Source organism: Streptomyces sp. MMCC 100, assembly GCF_041538145.2.
GTDB lineage: Bacteria > Actinomycetota > Actinomycetes > Streptomycetales > Streptomycetaceae > Streptomyces.
Genome location: NZ_JBGORK020000001.1, coordinates 6,263,924 through 6,280,007, shown reverse-complemented (window position 1 = coordinate 6,280,007; position 16,084 = coordinate 6,263,924). Strand labels below are relative to the sequence as shown.

General features: G+C 73.4%; 13 protein-coding genes. 7 read left to right on the top strand and 6 right to left on the bottom strand.

Annotated features, from left to right (window positions below; translation table 11 throughout):
• Positions 1 to 75: 75 nt before the first annotated feature.
• Positions 76 to 291 (bottom strand): hypothetical protein, encoded by a 216-nt coding sequence (locus ABS735_RS28920; RefSeq protein ID WP_373904413.1) that lies wholly within the window; start codon positions 289 to 291, stop codon positions 76 to 78.
• A gap of 9 nt (positions 292 to 300) precedes the next feature.
• Positions 301 to 939: a 2-phospho-L-lactate guanylyltransferase gene (gene cofC, locus ABS735_RS28915; protein ID WP_373904412.1), complete on the bottom strand. Its 639-nt coding sequence runs from the start codon at positions 937 to 939 to the stop codon at positions 301 to 303.
• Positions 940 to 1,082: 143 nt separating this feature from the next.
• On the opposite strand from cofC, the gene ABS735_RS28910 reads away from it, so the two are divergent.
• The 3 genes from ABS735_RS28910 (at position 1,083) to ABS735_RS28900 (ending at position 4,217) form a co-directional block, all read left to right on the top strand.
• A complete protein-coding gene (locus ABS735_RS28910; protein WP_373904411.1) occupies positions 1,083 to 1,925 on the top strand; it encodes a lysophospholipid acyltransferase family protein in 843 nt (280 codons plus the stop codon).
• Entirely contained in the window at positions 1,922 to 2,932 is a 1,011-nt protein-coding gene (locus tag ABS735_RS28905) for an NAD(P)H-dependent glycerol-3-phosphate dehydrogenase (RefSeq protein ID WP_373904410.1), read from the top strand. Before ABS735_RS28910 ends, ABS735_RS28905 begins: the two co-directional genes overlap by 4 nt.
• A 115-nt stretch (positions 2,933 to 3,047) precedes the next feature.
• Positions 3,048 to 4,217 carry a D-alanine--D-alanine ligase family protein gene (locus ABS735_RS28900; protein ID WP_373904409.1) on the top strand — a complete coding sequence of 390 codons (1,170 nt, stop codon included), beginning with the start codon at positions 3,048 to 3,050 and terminating at the stop codon, positions 4,215 to 4,217.
• 209 nt (positions 4,218 to 4,426) lie between these two features.
• Here ABS735_RS28900 and ABS735_RS28895 read toward each other — a convergent pair whose 3' ends face one another.
• The gene (locus ABS735_RS28895; RefSeq protein WP_003973433.1) at positions 4,427 to 4,660 is read right to left on the bottom strand and encodes an Lrp/AsnC family transcriptional regulator; all 234 of its coding nucleotides are present in this window, start codon (positions 4,658 to 4,660) and stop codon (positions 4,427 to 4,429) included.
• A 245-nt stretch (positions 4,661 to 4,905) separates the two neighbouring features.
• On the opposite strand from ABS735_RS28895, the gene ABS735_RS28890 reads away from it, so the two are divergent.
• A complete protein-coding gene (locus ABS735_RS28890; protein WP_373904408.1) occupies positions 4,906 to 5,874 on the top strand; it encodes a thiamine-phosphate kinase in 969 nt (322 codons plus the stop codon).
• Complete coding sequence (thiD, locus tag ABS735_RS28885) at positions 5,871 to 6,668, top strand: bifunctional hydroxymethylpyrimidine kinase/phosphomethylpyrimidine kinase (RefSeq protein ID WP_373904407.1); 798 nt, start codon at positions 5,871 to 5,873, stop codon at positions 6,666 to 6,668. The genes ABS735_RS28890 and thiD overlap by 4 nt, the downstream gene beginning before the upstream one ends.
• On the opposite strand, the gene ABS735_RS28880 is transcribed toward thiD, so the two are convergent.
• From ABS735_RS28880 to rpmB, 3 genes are all read right to left on the bottom strand, one after another.
• Positions 6,649 to 7,851, bottom strand: a complete 1,203-nt coding sequence (locus ABS735_RS28880; RefSeq protein ID WP_373904406.1) for an FAD-dependent monooxygenase — start codon at positions 7,849 to 7,851, stop codon at positions 6,649 to 6,651. The genes thiD and ABS735_RS28880 overlap by 20 nt on opposite strands.
• A 454-nt stretch (positions 7,852 to 8,305) precedes the next feature.
• Positions 8,306 to 11,338, bottom strand: coding sequence for an ATP-binding protein (locus tag ABS735_RS28875; protein WP_373904405.1), 3,033 nt, complete (start codon positions 11,336 to 11,338; stop codon positions 8,306 to 8,308).
• 112 nt (positions 11,339 to 11,450) lie between these two features.
• Positions 11,451 to 11,636 carry a 50S ribosomal protein L28 gene (gene rpmB / locus ABS735_RS28870; RefSeq protein ID WP_003973430.1) on the bottom strand — a complete coding sequence of 62 codons (186 nt, stop codon included), beginning with the start codon at positions 11,634 to 11,636 and terminating at the stop codon, positions 11,451 to 11,453.
• 266 nt (positions 11,637 to 11,902) lie between these two features.
• Between rpmB and ABS735_RS28865 the strand changes: the two genes are divergently transcribed.
• Both ABS735_RS28865 and recG read left to right on the top strand, forming a co-directional pair.
• A complete protein-coding gene (locus ABS735_RS28865) occupies positions 11,903 to 13,723 on the top strand; it encodes a DAK2 domain-containing protein (protein ID WP_476755854.1) in 1,821 nt (606 codons plus the stop codon).
• Between the two features lie 61 nt (positions 13,724 to 13,784).
• Positions 13,785 to 16,073 carry an ATP-dependent DNA helicase RecG gene (recG, locus tag ABS735_RS28860; RefSeq protein WP_373904403.1) on the top strand — a complete coding sequence of 763 codons (2,289 nt, stop codon included), beginning with the start codon at positions 13,785 to 13,787 and terminating at the stop codon, positions 16,071 to 16,073.
• Positions 16,074 to 16,084: the final 11 nt, after the last annotated feature.

Genomic DNA, 16,084 nt, shown 5'->3' with positions numbered 1-16,084 from the left:
TCACGCGCCGGGCCGGACTCCCTCTCGGAGTCCGGCCCGCGGCGTGTCCGGGACCCGGCGGCAAGGCCCCGCGGATCAGAACGTCTGCAGCGTCACCAGCGTGATCCGGCGTCCCGCGCCCTCGGTTCCGGCCTCGCCCTCGGTCTCGATCCGCACCCGCTGCCCGGGCCGCAGCAGCCTGAGGCCCCCCGCGTCGAACGCCGCCGCGTCGAAGGGCACGGGCGTGCCGTCGTCGAGCAGCACCTGCCCGCTGCGGCTTTCGGGGTCGTACGTGTACGCGGTCGCCTGCATGCGCGCAGCCTACTGCCCGGCGATCAGCAACCGCGCCGCCACCGCGGCCGTACGGGGCCCCACGCCGAGCGCCAGCGCGGAGCGGAGATCACCGCCGGTATCGACGTCCTGGCGTACGGAATCCACCGCGCCGAGACGGAGTTCCACCGCGCCGGACGCCAGGTGGCGAGCCCGTGAATCCGTACCGAATGCGGGGGCCAATTGCAGGCCCGGAGCCACGGCCAGCAAGGTGGTGCCGATTCCGGCCGCGTCCGGGAGAAAAGCACGCGGGAATTGCGCTGCCGCGGCCAGTACCCGCGCCAATTCGGCCGGCCGCAGCGCGGGAAGATCGGCGTTGAGCGCGGCCACCGGGCTTTCCGGCCGGGCCGCCCGTACCACGGCGGCTCCGTGCGTCAGCGCGGCGTTCAGGCCGCCGCCGGGCTCGTCCGGGACGATGCCCGCGCCGAGCGCCGCCAGCTCCCTTCCGGCCCGCGCGTCGTCCGTGACGACTGCCACATCCGCGACCGCCGGGCAGGCCAGCGCGGCTGCCACGGTGTCCTGTGCGAACGCCAGCGCGAGCCCCGGCCGCACCCCGTCGTCCGCGGTGTCCGCCAGCCTGCTCTTGGCCCGGGCGAGGGGCTTCACGGGTACGACCAAGGTCCACTGCACGAGCGTTCCGTCCTTCTCTCGTCGCCGTCATTGTCACCTGCGAGACCTGGCGGTTCACTCTTCGGGGCGTACGGTGTTCTCGACAGACGGGCGGCCCGGGGCGACACTTGTCCGGCCCCAGGCCCTGGAGGAAAGGTGTCAGCGTGCCCCGCCGCAGAATCGGCTTCTGGTACCGCTTGGCCGCGGTGATCTGCAAACCGCCGCTGGTGGTTCTGATCAAGCGGGACTGGCGGGGAATGGAGAACATTCCGGCCGAGGGTGGATTTATCACCGCCGTGAACCACAATTCGCACGTCGACCCCTTCGCGTACGCGCACTACCAGTACAACACCGGACGCGTCCCGCGATTCCTGGCGAAGAGCGGCCTTTTCAAGAAGGGCTTCGTCGGCGCCGCGATGCGGGGCACCGGACAGATCCCCGTCTACCGCGAGAGCACCGACGCGCTGAGCGCCTTCCGGGCCGCGATCGACGCCGTGGAGCGCGGCGAGTGCGTCGCGTTCTACCCCGAGGGCACCCTCACCCGCGACCCGGACGGCTGGCCCATGACCGCCAAGACCGGTGCCGCGCGCGTGGCCCTGCAGACCAAGTGCCCGGTGATCCCGGTCGCCCAGTGGGGCTGCAACGAACTGCTGCCGCCGTACGCGAAGAAGCCGCACATCCTGCCGCGAAAGACCCACCAGGTGCTGGCCGGACCGCCGGTCGACCTGTCGCGGTTCTACGACAAGGAGATGACCGCGGAGCTGCTGAAGGAGGCCACCGAGGTCATCATGGCCGCCGTCACCCGCCAGCTGGAGGAGATCCGCGGCGAGAAGGCACCCGAAACCCCCTACGACCCGCGCCGCGAGCGGATCGAACAGCGGCGCCGCACACAGGCGCAGTCGCAGCAGTCGCAGCAGTCGCAGCAGTCGCAGCAGGCGCAGTCACAGCCGACGCAGCCGACACGGACACGGCCGCAGGGACCGCAGGCAGAAGGGCAGAGCACGTGAGCAAGCCGGTCAAGGCGGCCGTCTTCGGTACCGGATCCTGGGGTACCGCCTTCGGCACGGTCCTCGCCGACGCCGGCTGCGAGGTCACCCTGTGGGGGCGCCGCGCCGCACTCGCCGACGCCGTCAACTCCACCCGCACCAACCCGGACTACCTGCCCGGCGTGGAGCTCCCCGAGAACCTGCGGGCCACCACCGACGCCGCCGAGGCCGCGCGGGACGCCGACTTCACCGTTCTCGCCGTCCCCTCCCAGACGCTGCGCGCCGGCCTCGCGGACTGGACGCCGCTGCTGGCGCCCGGCACCGTCCTGGTGTCGCTGATGAAGGGCGTCGAACTCGGCTCCGCGATGCGGATGAGCGAGGTGATCGGGGACGTCGCCAAGGTCGGCCCCGAGCGCATCGCCGTGGTCACCGGACCCAACCTGGCCCGCGAGATCGCCGCCCGCATGCCGGCCGCCGCCGTGGTCGCCTGCCCCGACGAGTCCGTCGCCCAGCGCCTCCAGGCCGCCTGCCACACGCCGTACTTCCGCCCCTACACCAACACCGACGTCGTCGGCTGCGAACTGGGCGGCGCCGTGAAGAACGTGATCGGTCTCGCCGTCGGCATCGCGGACGGCATGGGACTCGGCGACAACGCCAAGGGCTCCCTCATCACCCGCGGCCTCGCCGAGACCACCCGCCTCGGCGTCGCCCTCGGCGCCGACCCGCTGACCTTCTCCGGACTTGCCGGACTCGGCGACCTGGTGGCGACCTGCTCCTCGCCGCTGTCCCGCAACCACACCTTCGGCACCAACCTCGGCAAGGGCATGACCCTCGAGGAGACCATCGCGGTCACCAAGCAGACCGCCGAGGGCGTCAAGTCCTGCGAGTCGGTGCTCGACCTGGCCCGCAGGCACGGCGTCGACATGCCGATCACCGAGACCGTCGTCGCCATCGTGCACGAGGGCAAGTCCCCGGTGGTCGCGGTCAAGGAGCTGATGTCGCGCAGCGCGAAGCCCGAACGACGCTGAGCGACACCCGACCGGCCCCGGACCGGAACCGGACCCGAACCCCGTCCGCCACCCGCGCCACGCGGCCCCGCCGACGCTGTCTCGAGGCCCTACGGGCGGGTACTCTCGACGCGATATGAGCACCGAGAACCTCCCCCAGAGCCCTGAGCAGAGCCCTCAGCGGCCGCCCCGCAAGCCGCGTGTGGCCGTCGTGTTCGGCGGGCGCAGCTCCGAACACGGGATCTCCGTGGTCACCGCCGGCGCCGTCCTCGCGGCCATCGACCGGACGCGCTACGACGTCCTGCCGATCGGCATCACCAGGGACGGCCGCTGGGCCCTCACCGCCGACGAACCGGAACGCATGGCGATCACCGAACGCCGTACGCCCGACGTCGAGGAACTGGCCGAGTCGACCGAGGGCGGCGTGCTGCTCCCCGTCGACCCCGCCAACCGCGAGGTCGTCTACAGCGAACCCGGCTCGGTGCCCAAGGCGCTCGGCGAGGTCGACGTCGTCTTCCCCGTGCTGCACGGCCCCTACGGCGAGGACGGCACCCTCCAGGGTCTGCTGGAGCTGTCCGGTGTGCCCTACGTCGGCGCGGGCGTGCTCGCCTCCGCCGTCGGCCAGGACAAGGAGTACATGAAGGCCGTCTTCGCCTCCTACGGGCTGAAGGTCGGCCCGTACGTGGTGATCCGGCCCCGCGAGTGGGGGCAGGACCGTTCCGGCGCCCGCAAGAAGATCGTCGACTTCGCGGGCGAGCACGGCTGGCCGCTGTTCGTGAAGCCCGCCCGCGCGGGTTCCTCGATCGGCATCACCAAGGTCGACGACCTCTCCGGCCTCGACGAGGCGATCGAGGAGGCCCGGCGCCACGACCCGAAGATCCTGGTCGAGGCGGCGCTGCGGGGCCGGGAGATCGAGTGCGGGGTGCTGGAGTTCGAGGACGGCCCCCGGGCTTCCGTCCCCGCCGAGATCCCGCCGCCCTCGGAGCACGCGTACTACGACTTCGAGGCCAAGTACATCGACTCCACCCCCGGCGTCGTGCCGGCCCCGCTCACGGCCGAGGAGACCGCCGAGGTCCAGCGGCTGGCAGTGGCGGCGTTCGACGCGGCCTCCTGCGAAGGGCTGGTGCGCGCGGACTTCTTCCTCACCGAGGACGACGAGTTCGTCATCAACGAAATCAACACCATGCCCGGCTTCACGCCGATCTCCATGTACCCGCAGATGTGGCAGGCGAGCGGCGTGAGCTACCCGGAGCTGGTGGACCGGCTGGTCCAGGCGGCGCTGCGGCGGTCCACGGGACTGCGCTGACGCCTCCCGCCCCGCCACACCCGCCCCGTGCACGGCCGAGAAGGCGATCCCCTCGGGGGTCGCCTTCTCGCAGTATGATCAGCGGGTTTCCCGTCCGGCCTGGGAACCGCCGCCGACTCGCTGTCGTCTGCTGAGGAGCAGCCGCTGTGGCGATCAACAGGGCGAGAGCGAGCGGGCAGCGAGCAGGCGGCGAGTGGGCGGAGAGGGGGCTAGAGATGGACGACCGGACAGGTCAGGGTGCGGGTGATGCCGTCCACTTGCTGGACCTTGGCGACCACCATGCGGCCCAGTTCGTCGACGGTGTCGGACTGGGCGCGGACGATGACGTCGTAGGGTCCTGTCACGTCCTCGGCCTGGATGACTCCAGGGAGCTTGCTGATCGTCTCGGCGACGGTCGACGCCTTGCCGACCTCCGTCTGGATCAGGATGTACGCCTGTACCACGGAACCTCCAGAGCGGCCACGAGGATCATGTGGGGAAAAGGAACGCCACGGTATCGCGTAGCCGCTCTCCGCGGGGAGACCCGCGGGCCGCGGGCCTCACGCGTCGGGGTGCCGGAGGGACCCGAGTTGACGATCACGCCGACCGTGGCGACGGTCATTTCGACCGTAACGAGGACAGAGATGACGCGCGACCGGGCACGGACACGGGCACGGACAGGGACTGGGACAGAAGGGGAGCCAAGGCGATGAAGGGCACTGTTGGTGAGCTGGGGGAGTTCGGGCTCATCAGGGAGCTCACCTCCCGTCTCACCACCACCCCCGCGGTCCGGGTCGGACCCGGCGACGACGCCGCGGTGGTGGCCGCGCCCGACCGCAGGGTGGTGGCCAGCACCGACATCCTCGTCGAGGGGCGGCACTTCCGCCGTGACTGGTCCACCGCGTACGACGTGGGCCGCAAGGCGGCGGCACAGAACCTGGCCGACATCGCCGCCATGGGGGCCGTGCCGACCGCGCTGCTGCTCGGCCTGGTCGTGCCGGCCGAACTGCCGGTGACCTGGCCGACCGAGCTGATGGACGGGCTGCGCGACGAGTGCCAGGTCGCGGGCGCCTCCGTGGTCGGCGGCGACGTGGTGGGCGGCGACACCATCACCGTCTCCATCACCGCCCTCGGCGACCTGCGCAACCAGGAGCCCGTCACGCGGGGCGGCGCCCAGCCCGGCGACCTCGTCGCGGTGACCGGCTGGCTGGGCTGGTCCGCCGCCGGGTTCGCCGTCCTGTCCCGCGGCTTCCGCTCGCCGCGCGCCTTCGTCGAGGCCCACCGCCGCCCCGAGCCGCCGTACCACGCCGGTCCGGCCGCCGCGGGCCTCGGCGCCACCGCCATGTGCGACGTGAGCGACGGACTGATCGCCGACCTGGGGCACATCGCCGAGGCCAGCAAGGTCAGGATCGACGTGCGCTCCGGGCAGATCGACATCCCGTCCCAGATGAACGACATCGGCCAGGCCGTCGGCGTCGACCCCATGCAGTGGGTGCTCACCGGGGGCGAGGACCACGCGATCGTCGCGACCTTCCCGCCGGACGTGAAACTGCCCGCCCGCTGGAAGGTCATCGGCGAGGTCCTCAACCCCTCCGCGCTGCCTCAGGTGACGGTGGACGGGGCGCCGTGGACCAGCAAGGGCGGCTGGGACCACTTCGGCGGGGACGTGGAGTCGTGAGGCCGCCGCTGGTGCTCACCGTGGCGGGCTCCGACTCCGGGGGCGGCGCCGGGATCCAGGCCGACCTGAAGACGATGCTCGCCCTCGGCACCCACGGCATGAGCGTCCTGACCGCGGTCACCGCCCAGAACTCCCGCGGCGTGCAGGGCGCCTGGGAACTGCCCGTGGACGCGGTGCGCGCCCAGTACCGCAGCGTCGTCGACGACATCGGCGTCCAGGCGGTGAAGACCGGGATGCTCTCCTCCGCCGAACTCGTCGAGACCGTCGCCGACTTGCTCCGCGGCACCGACGCGCCCGCCGTCGTCGACCCGGTCGGCGTCTCCAAGCACGGGGACGCGCTGCTCGCCGCCTCCGCGCTGGACTCGGTGCGCACCAAGCTGCTGCCGGTCGCCACCGTCGCCACGCCCAACCTCGACGAGGTCGCCCAACTCACCGGCGTACGCGTCGAGTCCGACACCGATCTGCGCCGGGCCGCGGCGGCCGTCCTGGAGTACGGGCCGCGCTGGGTGCTGATCAAGGGCGGCCATCTGGCCGGTGACGCCGTCGACCTGCTCACCGACGGCTCCGAGGAGCACTGGCTGCGCGCCCCGCGCCTCGACAACCGGCACACGCACGGCACGGGCTGCACCCTCGCCTCGGCCGTGGCCTGCGGACTGGCGAAGGGGCAGTCGGTGCCGGAGGCGGTGGCGGCGGCCAAGGAGTACGTCACCGGGGCGATCGCGGCCGGGTTCCCGCTGGGCGACGGCATCGGGCCGGTGGACCACGGCTGGGCGCTCAGGCGGGATACTCCCTGAGCTCGATGCCGGTGGCGGCCTTGTCGGTGAGCCGCTTGAAGAAGCCGGCCATCAGACGGTGGCTGAGCAGCCGGTACATGCGGTCGCGGCTGCGGATACGGCGCTCGGTGGGCGGGGCGAAGAACGGGCCCGCGTTGCCGGAGATCTTCTGGCAGCCCTTGGCGAAGTCCCGCATCCGCGTCTCGTACTCGGCGAACGCGGTGCGGTGGTCGCCGCCCGCCAGGGCGAGTTCCCCGGCGAGGACGTACGCGCCGACGATCGCGACGCCCGTCCCCATGCCGCCCATGGTGGCGCCGTACCCGGCGTCGCCGAGCAGGGCGACGCGTCCCTCGGTGAGCCGGTCGACGTGGATCTGCGCGATCGCGTCGAAGTACAGGTCGTCGGCCTCCTCCAGCGCCTTCAGCACGTTCGGCGCCTCCCAGCCCATCCCCACGAACCGCTCCCGCAGGATCCGCTTCTGCGCGGCCACGTCCCCGCGGTCGTACGCCAACCGCTCCGAGCGGAAGACCAGGAGGGCGCCCGCGCGCTCCGGGTCGCCGTCGTAGTTGCCGACGCAGACCGCGCGGCCGGGCTCGCTGTACAGGCGGCCGGTGCGGTCGAGGCCGAGGTGGTTGGGGATGCCGAAGCCGGCCACGTAGTGGTCCTGGAACCGCAGGTACCGGGCCTCGTCGCCGAAGACCAGGCGCCGGGTGCGCGAGTGCAGGCCGTCGGCGCCGACGACGAGGTCGAAGCGGCGGGGCGCGCCGTGCTCGAAGGTGACGTCCACTCCGTCCGGGCCGTCGGTGAGTGTGGCGACCGAGTCGCCGAAGACGTACTCGACGGTGTCCTCGGTGCGTTCGTGGAGGATCTTCGCCAGTTCGCCGCGGAAGATCTCGACGTCCCCGCTCATCAGCTCGGCGGGCAGGTCCACGCGCGGGGCGCCGTCGGCGCCGACGACGGTCTGCCGGCCCATGTGGGTCTGGCGGGCGTGGACCTCGTCCCAGACGCCCATGGCGGTGAGCACCCTCCGGTGCACATGGCCCCGGAAGTCGACGGCGAAGCCGTCCCCGCGCAGCGCGGGCGCCTTCTCGACGACGGTGACCCGGGCGCCGTACCGGGCGAGGCAGAGGGCGAGGGCGGGCCCGGCGACGCCGGCGCCGGAGACGAGGACGGTGCGGTGGCCGAGGCGGTGTGTGTTCGTCATGGCGGAGAGCCTCGGCGCCACCGCTTACCGTCCGCCCACCGTTCGCATACCGCGGGCTGACGGGGGCTGACCACCGGGGTCGCGGGGGTGGCCACCGGGCTCGCGGGGCGGGCCACAGGGCTCGCGGGTGTGCGCCGGGGAGATCGCAGGGGTGCGCGGTGGCCGTCGTCACCAAGGTCGCGGTGCGCGGTGGTCGTCGTCACCAAGGTCGCGGTGCGCGGTGGTCGTCGTCACCAAGGTCGCGGTGCGCGGTGGTCGTCGTCACCAAGGTCGCGGTGCGCGGTGGTCGTCGTCACCAAGGTCGCGGTGCGCGGTGGCCGTCGTCACCAAGGTCGCGGGCGGTGCGCCCCGGTGCGTGTCGCCGGGCCGTCGCCGACGGCCCGGGGGCCGCGTGAAGGTCCCGGCGGTGTGTCCGGGGGCGACGGCAGGCGGTCGGCCGTCGGTGCAGGGCCGCCTACCGTTCGCTCACCGCCCCCGCCCGCAGTCCCCGTCCCCGCTCGAAGGCGCGGTCGTACGACCCGGGGGCGAGCCGGGCGCGGACCTCCCGCTCGGCGCGGGCGGCGTCGGGGTCGCCGGGGGCCGGGGCGCCGCGTAGGCCCGTGGCGGCGCCGAGGAGTTCGGCGGCGCGCTCCGGGGACGCGGTGACGCCGGCGAGGGACTCGGCGACCTCCGCCAGGGCGAGCACGTCGGGGGAGTCGAGGGCGAGCACGCGGGCCTGCTCCAGCCAGTCGCCCGCGGTCTCCGCGTCGCCCTCCGCGTCGGCCGTGCGGCCCAGGCCCACCAGGATGCGGATCGACTCGCCGGTGCTGAACCAGTTGTCGGCGCACAACCGGAGCGCGTCCTCGTACTCCACGCGCGCGCGTGCCGTGTCGCCGGAGAGCCGGGCCACGTCGCCGAGGCCCCGCCGGGCGCTCGCCACCTTGTCACCGGCCCCGGCCGCGCGGGCGAGCGCGGCGGAGTGCGTGAAGTGCCTGGCGGCCTCCTCGGCCTCACCCCGGTGCAGCAGCACGAGCGCGCGCGAGCGGAGCAGGTCCGCGGTCTCCTCGGGCGCCTCCAGCTCCCGAACGTGTGCCAGGCCCTCGTCGAGCAGCTCAAGCGCCCGGTCGTACGCGCCACGCCGGTTGGCGAATCCGCCCAGTGGGTCGAGGCAGTTGGCCATGCCCCAGCGGTCCCCGGTGGCGCGGAAGCCGGCCAGGGACCGGGCGAATGCGGCCTCCGCCTCGGCCGCCCGGCCCGCGAACAGCTCCTGGTAGCCGATGCCCATGTCGAGCAGGGCCAGCCCCCAGGGGCCCTTCCCGACCTGGACCGTCGGCAAGCCGTCCGCCACGAGCGTGGGCCCGCAGGTGAGCGAGTGCAGGACGACCGCGAACGGCAGTCGCAGCGGCCGGTCCAGCGACTCCATCACCGCGGACACCCGCGCGACCCGCCCGGTGTCGGCCGGGTCGCCGTCCCCGTCCCCGGAGACCGCGTTCATCGCGCACAGGGCGTACTCCTCGGTCAGCCCCTCGGGCGGCTCGTCGCCGACGGCCGTCAGCAGAGCGCGGGCCCGCGGCACCTGTTCGCCGTGCAGGCCGCGCAGCCGGCGGAACCAGGTCAGGGCGGCCATGAGCCGCAGGGCCTCGCGCGGTGCGGTGGCCGTGAGATGCCGCTGGGCCGCGTCCAGATTGCCCAGCTCGGCGGCGAGCCGGGACAGCCACGACAGCTGGTCGCCGGTGCGCAGGTGCGGCTCCGCCCGCTCTGCCAGATCGAGGAAGTACGCGGCGTGCGCGTCGCGCAGCCCGTCCCGGCCCACCAGGTCCTCGGCCGCGAACGCGCGAAGGGTCTCCAGCATCCGGTAGCGGCCCTGGGGCAGGTGCTCCAGGAGCGACTTCTCCACCAGCGAGGCCAGCAGGTCCTCCGGATGCGGCACGCCGCACACCGCCTCCACGACCTCCAGAGTGGCGCCCCCGGTGAAGACCGTCAGCCGCCGGGCCAGCTCCCTTTCCTCCTCGTCCAGCAGCTCCCAGCTCCACTCGACGACGGCGCGCAGCGTGCGGTGGCGGGGAGCCTTGGAACGGTCGCCCCGGCTGAGCAGACGGAAACGGTCGTCCAGGCGGTCGGCCAGCTCGTCCGGGGTGAGGGTGCGCAGCCGGGCCGCGGCCAGCTCGATGGCCAGGGGCAGCCCGTCCAGGGCCGCGCAGATCTCCGGCACGCGCGCGTGGCCGTCGAACCCGGGGCGTACCGCACGGGCGCGTTCCAGGAACAGTTCGGCCGACGGGCGCGGCGGCAGCGGCGGAACCGGCACGAGAGCCTCGCCGGTGACCCCGAGGCTCTCCCGGCTGGTGGCGAGGACCCGTACGCCCGGGCAGGCACCCAGCAGCAGTGCCGCCAGCGCGGCGGCCGCGTCGACGAGGTGCTCGCAGTTGTCGAGCACGACCAGTGCCTCGCGGTCCTCCAGGGCGGTCAGCAGCCGCTCCGTGGCGTCCGCGCCCGAGGTGCGGAAGCCCTCGCGCACACCGAGGGCGGTGAGCACGGCGTACGGGATCTGCGTGCCGTCGGTCAGGGGTGCCAGCTCGACGAAACAGACCTCCGTGGGGGAGCCCGGCGCCTCGCACCGGCTCGCCGCCTCGATCGCGAGCCGGGTCTTGCCGGTGCCGCCCGGGCCGGTGAGCGTGACCAGACGCGCGTCGGCGAACAGGACGGTGACGCGGTCCAGCTCGGCGTCCCGGCCGACGCAGCGGGTCAACTGGGCCGGCAGCCGGGGCCGGCGCGGGGCGGCGGCGGTGTGCCCCCGGAGCAGTTCGCCGTGGAGGGCGGACAGCTCGGGCGACGGATCGGCGCCGAGCTGCTCGGCCAGCGTGCGCCGGGCCTCCTCGTACACCGTCAGCGCCTCGGCGGGCCGCCCGCCCGCGTGCAGGGCCCGCATCAGCTGCCCGTACAGGCGCTCGCTCAAGGGATGCGCCGCCAACAGCGACCGCAGCTCGGGCACCAGCTCCGGACCACCACCGAGCGCCAGGTCCGCCGCGATCCGGTCCTGTACGGCGGTCAGCCGCAGCTCGGTGAGCCGGGCCGCCTCGGCGGGCGCCTCCGGCAGGTCGGGCAGCGCGGGGCCGCGCCACAGCGCGAGCGCCTCACGCAACCCGGCCGCCGCGCGCGCGTGGTCACCGGCGGCGAGCGCGGTACGCCCTTCACTGCACAGGCGTTCGAATATGTGGCTGTCGACGGATCCGGGCGGCGTGACGACGCGGTACCCGGAGCCGTTGCCCTCGACGGGTGTGTGCGGAGCGAGCCGCGCGCGAAGGCGGGAGATCTGCGACTGGAGGGCGTTCGCGGCGCCGGCGGGCGGCTCACTGCCGTACAGGCCGTCGATCAGCCGGGCCGAGGAGACCGTGCGGCCGGCGTCGAGGAGCAGGAGCGTCAGCAGCGCTCGGGGCCGGGGACCACCGGGGTCGACGGGGGTGCCGTCATCGGTGCGGATGTCCAGGGGGCCGAGAATCCCGAAGCGCATTCCCGGGATTCTGGCACGGCGGGGTGTGGGGGCACGGCAAAAAGCCGGCCCACACGAGGTGGACCGGCTTCGTGCAGCGGACCAGGCAGTGGCCGCGCGCTCAGCTGATGCGTCAGCGCGAGACCTTGCCGGCCTTGATGCACGAGGTGCAAGCGTTCACGCGCTTCGGCGTCCCGCTCACCACGGTACGCACACGCTGGATGTTCGGGTTCCAGCGACGGGACGTACGGCGGTGCGAGTGCGAGATGTTGTTGCCGAAGCCCGGCCCCTTGCCGCAGACGTCGCAGTTGGCAGCCACGGGTCACTCCAAAGACTTCAGATGCACTTACGGTTGATCCCGGCATGCCGGGATCAAGCTCTCGGACTCGCGAACGAGCCGGGATCTGAGTGGCGGTGCCAGGGGGAGAGCCCGATCGGGATCGGGCAACCGGAGCAGCATACAACGGCTGCTCCCGTACAACGAAACTACCACGGCAGCTCAGGGGCCCGCCCCGGCCCTCTTCCGGTGGGCCGGCGTCCCAAGGTCTACGCTGCCAGCCACGTCCGCAGTCCAGGGAGGCGCAGGTGGCGCAGGTGCCGCAGAGGTTCTTCGACGCTCTGGCGGTGCGTACCTGGTGCGGTCTGTCGCTGCGCGCGCTGGGGCGGGCGCGCGAGGAGATCGACGCGATCAACGTCTATCCCGTCGCCGACGGGGACACCGGCACGAACCTCTACCTGACCGTCGAGTCGGCCTTCGCCGCGGTGGAGGCCGTCTTCGCGGCGCACGAGGTGGACGGGGGGACCCGGGACGCGAGCAAGGGGGCCCGGGGCGCGGACGACGGGCCCTCGCTGGCCGATGCCGTGGGCGCCATGGCGCACGGCGCGCTGATCGGTGCGCGGGGCAACTCCGGCACGATCCTGGCGCAGCTCCTGCGCGGCATGGCCCAGGTGCTCACCGCGCGGGGTGACTCCGCCCACACCGAGGGCCCGGGGCTGCGGCTGGCCCTGCGGCACGCGGCCGCGTCCGCCCGGCAGGCCGTGGCCCACCCGGTCGAGGGCACCGTCCTGACCGTCGCCTCGGCCGCCGCCGACGCGGCCGACGGTGCCGAGGACGACTGCGCCGCGGTGGCCCGCGCGGCGTACGAGGGCGCCCGCGCGGCGCTCGTCGCCACCCCGGGCCAGCTGCCCGTCCTGGAGCGCGCCGGAGTGGTCGACGCGGGCGGACACGGCCTGGTGACGGTCCTCGCGGCCATGGTGGAGACGTTCACGGGCCGGTCGCCGGGCCCGGTCGCCGTGCCGCACGCGCGCGTGGAGCGCGCCACGGAGGGGGAGAGCGCCACGGAGGGGGAGAGCGCCACAGAAGGGGGGTGCTCCAGGGAGGGGGAGTGCGCCACAGAAGGGGGGTGCTCCAGGGAGGGGGAGTGCGCCACAGAAGGGGGGTGCTCCAGGGAGGGCGACGCCACGGAGGAGGGCGACGGGAGTGGCCCCGCCTTCGAGGTGATCTACCTCCTGGAGGCCGAGGACGCGGCCGTGGCCCGGCTGCGGCAGCGGCTCGACGCCCTCGGGGACTCGCTCGTCGTGGTCGGCGGCGACGGTCTGTGGAACGTCCACGTGCACGTCGACGACGCGGGCGCCGCCGTCGAGGCGGGCGTCGAGGCCGGGCGGCCGTACCGGATCCGCATCACCCACTTCGGGCACGGCGACGCGCACACCACCGGGACCGAGCGCCCGCCCCGGGAGCGCACCCAGCGCGCCGTGGTGGCCGTCGTACCGGGGGAGGGGCTGGCGGCGCTGTACGCCGAGGCCGGCGCGACCACCCTGCTCGCGCGCCCCGGGGAGCCGCCCGCGAGCGGCGAACTGGTCCAGGCCGTCCGGCGGGCGCACGCGCGCGAGGTGGTGCTGCTGCCCAACGACGCCGAGCTGCGCCACACCGCCGCCGCGGCGGCCGAGCAGGCCCGCACCGAGGGCATCCGCGTCGCCCTCATCCCGACCCGGTCCGCGGTCCAGGGCATCGCCGCGCTCGCCGTGCACGAGTCCGAGCGGCGCTTCGACGAGGACGTGGTGGCGATGACCTCGGCGGCCGGCGCCACCCGCCACGCCGAGGTCACCGTCGCCGAACGCCAGTCCTGGACCACGGCGGGCATCTGCCAGGCCGGTGACGTGCTCGGCCTCATCGACGGCGACGTGGCCGTGATCGGCGCGGACGTCTCGGAGGTGGCCGCGACCGTCCTGGACCGCATGCTGGCGGCGGGCGGCGAGCTGGTCACCCTCGTCCTCGGCGACGAGGCGCCCCAGAGCGTCGCCGACCAGCTGGAGGCCCGCGTCCGCGAGGCATACCTCGCCGTCGACACGGTGGTCTACCGGGGCGGCCGGCAGGGCGCGCTGCTGCTGGTCGGGGTGGAGTAGACGGAGCGGTACCGGGCGGGTACGGCGCTCCCCTGGGCCGTTGTCAGTGGCGTGGTGTGCAATGGATCTCGTGCCCGCACTGCAAGAACCCCTGAAGAAGGTGCTCGGCCCCGCCACCGCGAAGGTGATGGCCGAGCACCTCGGCCTGCACACCGTCGGCGACCTCCTCCACCACTACCCCCGGAGATACGAGGAGCGCGGCCAGCTCACCCACCTCGCCGACCTGCCCATGGACGAGCACGTCACCGTGGTCGCCCAGGTCGCCGACGCCCGGCTGCACACCTTCGCCTCGTCGAAGGCCCCGCGCGGCAAGGGGCAGCGCCTCGAGGTGACCATCACGGACGGCAGCGGCCGCCTCCAACTGGTCTTCTTCGGCAACGGCGTCCACAAGCCCCACAAGGAACTCCTGCCGGGCACCCGCGCGATGTTCGCGGGCAAGGTCTCCGTCTTCAACCGCCGACTGCAACTGGCCCACCCGGCGTACGAGTTGCTGCGCGGTGACACCGAAGGCGAGGAGACCGTCGAGTCCTGGGCGGGAGCCCTCATCCCCCTCTACCCGGCCACCGCCAAGCTGGAGTCCTGGAAGCTCGCCAAGGCGATCCAGACGGTGCTGCCCAGCGCCCAGGAGGCCGTCGACCCGCTCCCCGACTCCCTGCGCGAGGGCCGGGGCCTGGTCTCCCTGCCCGAGGCCCTCCTCAAGATCCACCGTCCGCACACCAAGGCCGACATCGAGGACGCCCGCGCCCGACTGAAGTGGGACGAGGCCTTCGTCCTCCAGGTCGCCCTCGCCCGCCGCCGCCACGCCGAGACCCAACTCCCCGCCGTCCCCAGGAAGCCCAGCCCCGACGGCCTGCTCACCGCCTTCGACGACCGCCTCCCCTTCACCCTCACCGACGGTCAGCGGAAGGTCTCCCGCGAGATCTTCGACGACCTCGCCACCGACCACCCGATGCACCGGCTGCTCCAGGGCGAGGTGGGCAGCGGCAAGACCCTGGTCGCCCTGCGCGCCATGCTCGCCGTCGTCGACTCCGGCGGGCAGGCCGTGATGCTGGCGCCCACCGAGGTGCTCGCCCAGCAGCACCACCGGTCGGTCGTCGAGATGATGGGCGAGCTGGCCGAGGGCGGCATGCTGGGCGGTGCCGAGCATGCCACCAAAGTGGTGCTGCTGACCGGTTCCATGGGCGCCGCCGCCCGCCGGCACGCCCTGCTCGACCTGGCCACCGGCGAGGCGGGCATCGTCATCGGCACGCACGCGCTGATCGAGGACAAGGTGCAGTTCCACGACCTCGGCCTGGTCGTCGTCGACGAGCAGCACCGCTTCGGTGTCGAACAGCGCGACGCCCTGCGCGGCAAGGGAAAACAGCCGCCGCACCTGCTCGTCATGACCGCCACGCCCATCCCGCGCACCGTCGCGATGACCGTCTTCGGCGACCTGGAGACCTCGGTCCTGGACCAGCTCCCGGCCGGCCGGTCCCCGATCGCCAGCCATGTCGTCCCGGCCGCCGACAAGCCCCACTTCCTCGCCCGGGCCTGGGAGCGGGTCCGCGAGGAAGTCTCGAACGGCCACCAGGCGTACGTCGTCTGCCCGCGCATCGGCGACGAGGACGACGACCCGAAGAAGGACCCGAAGAAGGACTCGAAGAAGGACTCGAAGAAGGACTCGAAGAAGGACTCGAAGAAGGACTCGAAGAAGAAGGCCGCACAGGGCAACGCGCCCGAGGGCGACGCCGAGAAGCGGCCACCGCTCGCCGTCCTCGACGTCGCCGAGCAGCTCGCCAAGGGGCCTTTGCAGGGGCTCAAGGTGGAGGTCCTGCACGGCAGGATGCAGCCCGACGACAAGGACGCGGTCATGCGCCGCTTCGCCGCCGGGGAGACCGACGTCCTGGTCGCCACCACCGTCATCGAGGTCGGCGTGAACGTCCCCAACGCCACCGCGATGGTGATCATGGACGCCGACCGCTTCGGCGTCTCCCAGCTCCACCAGCTGCGCGGCCGGGTCGGGCGGGGCTCCGCTCCCGGCCTGTGCCTGCTGGTCAGCGAGATGCCCGAGGCGAGCGCGGCCCGGCAGCGGCTGAACGCCGTCGCGAGCACCCGCGACGGCTTCGAGCTCTCCCGCATCGACCTCGAACAGCGCCGTGAGGGCGACGTCCTCGGCCAGGCCCAGTCCGGCGCCCGCACGTCCCTGCGCGTCCTGGCCGTCATCGAGGACGAGGAGATCATCGCGCAGGCCAGACAGGAGGCGGCCGACGTCGTCGCCGCCGACCCGGAGCTGACCGGCCTGCCCGGGCTGCGCACGGCCCTGGAGGCGCTGCTGGACGAGGAGCGGGAGCAGTACCTGGAGAAGGGCTGAGAGACTGGCAA